Source organism: Ureibacillus manganicus DSM 26584 (assembly GCF_000772945.1).
In the GTDB taxonomy this organism is placed as follows: domain Bacteria; phylum Bacillota; class Bacilli; order Bacillales_A; family Planococcaceae; genus Ureibacillus; species Ureibacillus manganicus.
On sequence record NZ_JPVN01000052.1, the window covers coordinates 1 to 5,590 of the forward strand.

Below are 5,590 nucleotides of genomic sequence, written 5' to 3' on the forward strand. Positions count from 1 at the left end.
GTTTATCCTGTGCTGTTATTGCACATGGTGCAACTGCCCGTCGCACGTATAGAAAAGGGACCTACGAAAGGTCCCTTTTAGCTTACTTAAACATTTTCTTTAAATTTGCCATTTCAATTGCAGATACCGCTGAGTCATATCCTTTATTCCCTGCTTTTGTTCCTGCGCGTTCAATAGCTTGCTCAATGTTCTCAGTTGTAACAAGACCAAAAATAACTGGGACATTGGCATCTAATGATACTTTTGCAACGCCTTTAGCAGCTTCATTATTCACATAATCGTAATGGCTTGTAGCTCCACGAATAACAGTTCCTAAGGCAATTACTGCATCGTAATTCCCTGTTTCCACCATTTGTTTTGCGATAAATGGTAGCTCAAATGCCCCTGGAACCCATGCAACATCTATATTTTCTTCATCTACTCCATGTCTTCTTAAACCATCTAACGCACCTGATACCAATTTTGATGTGATAAATTCATTGAATCGTCCAACGACAATTCCTATCTTTAAATCTGTACCTATTAACTGTGCTTCAAATACTTTACCCATTTTTTCAAGTCTCCTCTTCATTAAAAGTTATCTATACTAATTTTTCATTTCCCAAACGATACTTAATTAAATCTGCGATGGATACTATTTTTAAATTGTGTTTTTTAGCATAATTCATTAATCCATCTAGTCGTAACATGGTGCCATCATCCGCCATAATTTCACAAATAACACCAGCCGGGAAACTATCACATGCTACCGCTAAATCAACAGCTGCTTCTGTATGCCCCGGTCTTTCGATAACCCCATTCGTTTTTGCCACAAGTGGAAATACATGACCTGGTCTACGGAAGTGTTCAGGTTTCGCATTTGGATTCATTAATTGTTGAATTGTAAATGAACGCTCATATGCACTAATTCCCGTTGTGGTTTCAATATGATCAATACTCACAGTAAATGCTGTTTGGTGATTATCTGTATTATTTTCTACCATTGGAAAAAATCTAAGATCGTTGGCTAATTCTTTAGAAATTGGAGTACAAATTAATCCTCGTCCATAAGTTGCCATGAAATTAATATTTTCTGGTGTTGCAAATTCTGCTAGAGCGACTAAATCGCCTTCATTCTCACGATTTTCATCATCGACTACAATAATCAACTTTCCTTGTTTCAAATCTTCTAATGCATCTTCAATTTTATTTAGCACACGTGCCACCACCCTTTAGAATCCATGTTGTTTTAAAAAATCGAGTGTAATATTGGATTGATTTTCTTTATTTTTTATATGATGTTGAATATATTTACCAAGCAAATCTGTTTCAATATTTACTTGATCACCAACTTTTTTCATTCCTAAAATTGTTTCAGTGAAAGTATGTGGAATCAGTGAGATTGTTACACTTTGATCCGATACATTAAAAATAGTCAAACTTGTACCGTCGATTGTAATTGACCCTCTAGGGATGCAATTTTCAACAAGTTCCCTTGAAATGCCAATTTCAATATATACTGCATTAGAAACTGGTCTAATACTTCGGATTACTCCTGATCCGTCAACATGTCCAGAAACAAAATGACCACCAAATCTTCCATTCGCCGACATCGCTCGTTCTAAATTTACTGGATCACCAATTTTAAGTTGATGAATATTCGTCGCTTTTACTGTCTCTGGCATAACATCCACAGCCATTTGCTCATTTTGTAAATTAGTAATTGTAAGACAAACACCATTAACCGAAATACTATCTCCTAGGCGGGCATCTGTTAATATTTTGGGACAATGTAGTGTAAGTTCCATGCTTGTTGAATCTTTTTTTATTGCAGTTACTTTTCCTATTTCTTCGATAATTCCCGTAAACATAACATCACCTCTCCTTAAATTTTTAAATTAGGTGTTCTAACAATTTGATCATATTCTCTTAGTCTCCCAGTACTTACTTCATTGCCATTTAGCAAACAAAAGCCAAAATAAAAAACCACTTTAGCAATATTTGCCTAAGAGGTTTTGGGAGATTGTTATTTACATGCATGACTAAAAAGCCCTTTTGAAATATATTCAAAAAGAATTGTTATACAAACAAAAACCCACTTACATAATAAGTGGGAGTGTCCGTTACATGCAAAAATGCAATAAGAAATTAGACCATTAATAAATGATTAATAGCTTTTTACATTTACATCCTTCTCCCATCCAGACTATAACTGTCGGCTTTGGATTCGCACCAAATCCTGCTCGTAATGAGCTCACGGGCTTAGAATTTCTTCATCACCGTCGATTGGGAATTTCACCCGACCCCGAAGGACAATAATATTCGATTGCCTAATACAATATCACGATTTCAAAATAAATGCGAGTAATATACTTTATTAACATTATACTTTTAATAATATTTCGAAGAATTTTCTTCACTTGCTTTACCCTATATATCCGATATAAAGTAGAATAAGCTAAATTGAAGGACGTGAAAACTTTGAGTGACAAAGTAGTAATGGAAATTGGACAAAAGTTTCCTTTAACGATAAAACGCTTAGGAATTAACGGTGAAGGAGTAGGCTTTTTCAAACGGAATGTCGTTTTTGTAAAAGGGGCTCTACCAGGCGAAGTTGTAACTGTAAAAGTTACGAACGTACAACGAAGCTTTGCAGAAGCCGAAGTATTAAACATACGAACTGATTCACCGTATCGCCAAGAACCAAGTTGCCCGGTATATGCAGAATGTGGTGGTTGTCAGCTTCAGCATTTGACGTATGAGGGCCAATTAAAAGAAAAACGTGATATGGTCGTTCAATCACTCGAAAAATATTTAAAGCCGATAGCAGATTCCCTGGATGTTCGTCCTACAATTGGTATGGACGACCCTTGGCATTATCGAAATAAAAGTTCCTTCCAGGTACGTAAAGATGGAAAACGTGTTTATGCAGGTCTCTACGCAGAAGGAACCAATAAACTATTAAATATTAATGATTGCGCTGTTCAACACCCACTTACATCAAAAATTACAGTTGGAACACGTAAAATCTTGCAAAAATTAAACATTTCTATTTATGATGGGAAATCTTTAAATGGTTTAATTCGTACAATAGTGGTACGCACAGGTGTATCAACAGGCGAAACTCAAGTTTGTATTGTGACAACTAGAAAAGAACTACCTCATAAAGAAGAACTTATTGAAAGAATGTTAAAAATTGACCCTAGTATTGTGTCAATTACACAAAATGTGAATAAAGAAAAAACATCGCTCATTTTTGGTGATGAAACGATTACTTTATATGGAAAAGAAACAATTCATGAAAAACTAGGAGAGCTTGCATTTGATTTATCTTCTAGAGCGTTCTTCCAATTGAATCCAGAACAAACAGTCCATTTATATGATGAAATCAAAAAAGCAGCAGAACTTACGGGAAAAGAAACAGTTGTGGATGCATATTGTGGTGTAGGAACAATAGGATTATGGCTAGCAAAAGATGCGAAAGAAGTTCGAGGAATGGACGTTGTTCCTGAGAGTATTGTTGATGCGAAAAAAAATGCTCGTAATCATGGGTTTAAACATGCCAAATACTATACAGGTACTGCAGAAGAATGGCTTGAAAAGTGGCGTCGTGAAGGGTTCGTTCCAGATGTGATCACTGTTGACCCACCGCGCACAGGTCTAGCTCCTAGCTTTATCAAAACTGTGCTAAAAATTAAGCCGAAACGCTTCGTTTATACGTCATGTAATCCTTCCACATTTGCAAAGGATTTGGCTGAATTAACAAAACTATATACAGTTGAATATATTCAACCAGTAGATATGTTCCCTCAAACTGCGAGAGTTGAGATTGTCGCTAAAATGGAATTAAAAAGAAAATAAATAAAATATATTGGTGGTGGAGATAAAAAGATATTTTATCTCCACTTTTTGTATATTTATACATATGTGAATTCGATAATGAAATACCATTCTACAATAATTCCCACTTCCAAAACTATCTATCAAAATAAATATTCTAGAAAAAATCATTATTTTTTATTTAATACTTATTTTTTCTGTTTTAGCCCCTTACAAACTGTATCAATCAGTGTTAGTGTATAGAAAATCAATATTCATAAGACTTTCAACGTTATTCCCAACAACTGTTATAAAACAGAAAAGCACATTTTTTTCTCTTTCGAACTATAAAATTCTATTTGAAGAAAGTATTTTTTAGAAAAATAGTCTTGCAATATTATTTTAAAAAATGTTATGTTCTTAATACAAGAATTATTCGCGAAAAATTCCAACGATAGAAAAAGAAGGGTTGAAAGAGAAATTATGAATAAAAATAGATGGTTAATTGCACTTTCAGCTATTGCTATACATCTATCCATTGGTGGTGCATACGCATATAGCGTTTATAAAAATCCAATTACTGAACAAATGGGTTGGGGCACTACAGAAGTAACAATCGCATTCACAATAATGATGGGTCTTGCTGGATTTGCAGCTGCATTATTTGGTAGTTTGGTAGAGAAATTAGGTCCACGTAAATCTGCAATTGTTGCAGCCGTACTTTTTGGAGCTGGACAAGCTGGAGCAGGGGTTGCAATCGCAACAGATTCTGTAGTCCTTTATTGGTTAACATATGGGGTGTTAAGTGGTTTAGGTATGGGTATTGGTTACATTGCACCAGTATCAACGTTAGTAAAATGGTTCCCAGACCGCAGAGGTTTAGCAACTGGGATGGCAGTACTTGGCTTTGGATCAGGTGCATTGCTTACAGCACCTGTTGCTACATATTTAATGGAAGCAGTTGGAATTTCAAATACTTATTTTATTTTAGGTATTAGTTATTTTGTTTTAATGATTATTGGTGCCCTTTATATTGCACCACCAGCAGTTAACACGTCAGTAGATAAGTACGCAAGTGCATCTAAAGGAATTCAACCACTTGCACAACTTTCTGCAAGAGAGGCAGTTAAAACAAAACATTTCTGGATGCTTTGGGCAATGCATTTAGTAAACGTAACAGCAGGTATCATGATGATTTCTGTAGCATCTCCAATGGCTCAAGAAATCGTAGGACTTTCAGTAGCTGGAGCTGCTGCGATGGTTGGTTTAATGGGATTATTTAATGGTGGTGGTCGCTTACTTTGGGCTGCAGCTTCAGATTATATCGGTAGACATAATGTATTTGTAATATTCTTTGTTATACAATTAATTACTTTCGTTACGCTACCATTTACAACGAACGTTATTCTTTTCCAATTATTTATCTTCCTTGTAGTTAGCTGCTATGGCGGAGGATTCTCAAATCTTCCTGCATTCGCAAGTGACCTATTTGGAACAAAACAACTCGGGGTTATCCATGGATACCTATTAACTACTTGGTCTTTAGGTGGAATTTTTGGTCCAATTATTGTTACAGCTATTCGTAACGCAACAAATAGTTACGTACCAGTGTTCTATTTATTCTCATTATTAATTGGAATATCATTATGTATTTCACTGTGGATTCGCTTTGATGTGAAAAAAATGAAGAAACAACAAAAAGAAGATAACGCATCTAAAATCGGAGATGTTTCTACGATTTCATAAATCGAGTAGGAGACTAGCCATTATTTGGCTAGTCGACCTCTCACAC

5 protein-coding genes and 1 riboswitch are annotated in these 5,590 nt (G+C 35.3%); of the genes, 2 read left to right on the plus strand and 3 right to left on the minus strand.

The window, feature by feature from the left end; genetic code table 11:
• Positions 1-82: 82 nt before the first annotated feature.
• Genes ribH through ribE form a run of 3 tightly spaced genes read right to left on the minus strand, consistent with a single transcriptional unit; the run spans position 83 to position 1,850 of the window.
• The gene (gene ribH, locus CD29_RS19045; protein ID WP_036190587.1) at positions 83-550 is read right to left on the minus strand and encodes a 6,7-dimethyl-8-ribityllumazine synthase; all 468 of its coding nucleotides are present in this window, start codon (positions 548-550) and stop codon (positions 83-85) included.
• A gap of 31 nt (positions 551-581) precedes the next feature.
• Positions 582-1,196: a 3,4-dihydroxy-2-butanone-4-phosphate synthase gene (gene ribB, locus CD29_RS19050; protein WP_036190599.1), complete on the minus strand. Its 615-nt coding sequence runs from the start codon at positions 1,194-1,196 to the stop codon at positions 582-584.
• Positions 1,197-1,211: 15 nt separating this feature from the next.
• Positions 1,212-1,850, minus strand: a complete 639-nt coding sequence (ribE, locus tag CD29_RS19055; protein WP_036190590.1) for a riboflavin synthase — start codon at positions 1,848-1,850, stop codon at positions 1,212-1,214.
• A gap of 314 nt (positions 1,851-2,164) precedes the next feature.
• Positions 2,165-2,296: riboswitch (FMN riboswitch) on the minus strand.
• Between the two features lie 182 nt (positions 2,297-2,478).
• On the opposite strand from ribE, the gene rlmD reads away from it, so the two are divergent.
• Together rlmD and CD29_RS19065 are read left to right on the plus strand one after the other, a co-directional pair.
• Positions 2,479-3,840 (plus strand): 23S rRNA (uracil(1939)-C(5))-methyltransferase RlmD, encoded by a 1,362-nt coding sequence (gene rlmD, locus CD29_RS19060; protein WP_408056635.1) that lies wholly within the window; start codon positions 2,479-2,481, stop codon positions 3,838-3,840.
• Between the two features lie 441 nt (positions 3,841-4,281).
• On the plus strand, positions 4,282-5,544 hold the full coding sequence (locus CD29_RS19065; RefSeq protein WP_036190596.1) for an L-lactate MFS transporter: 1,263 nt from the start codon (positions 4,282-4,284) through the stop codon (positions 5,542-5,544).
• Positions 5,545-5,590 lie beyond the last annotated feature (46 nt).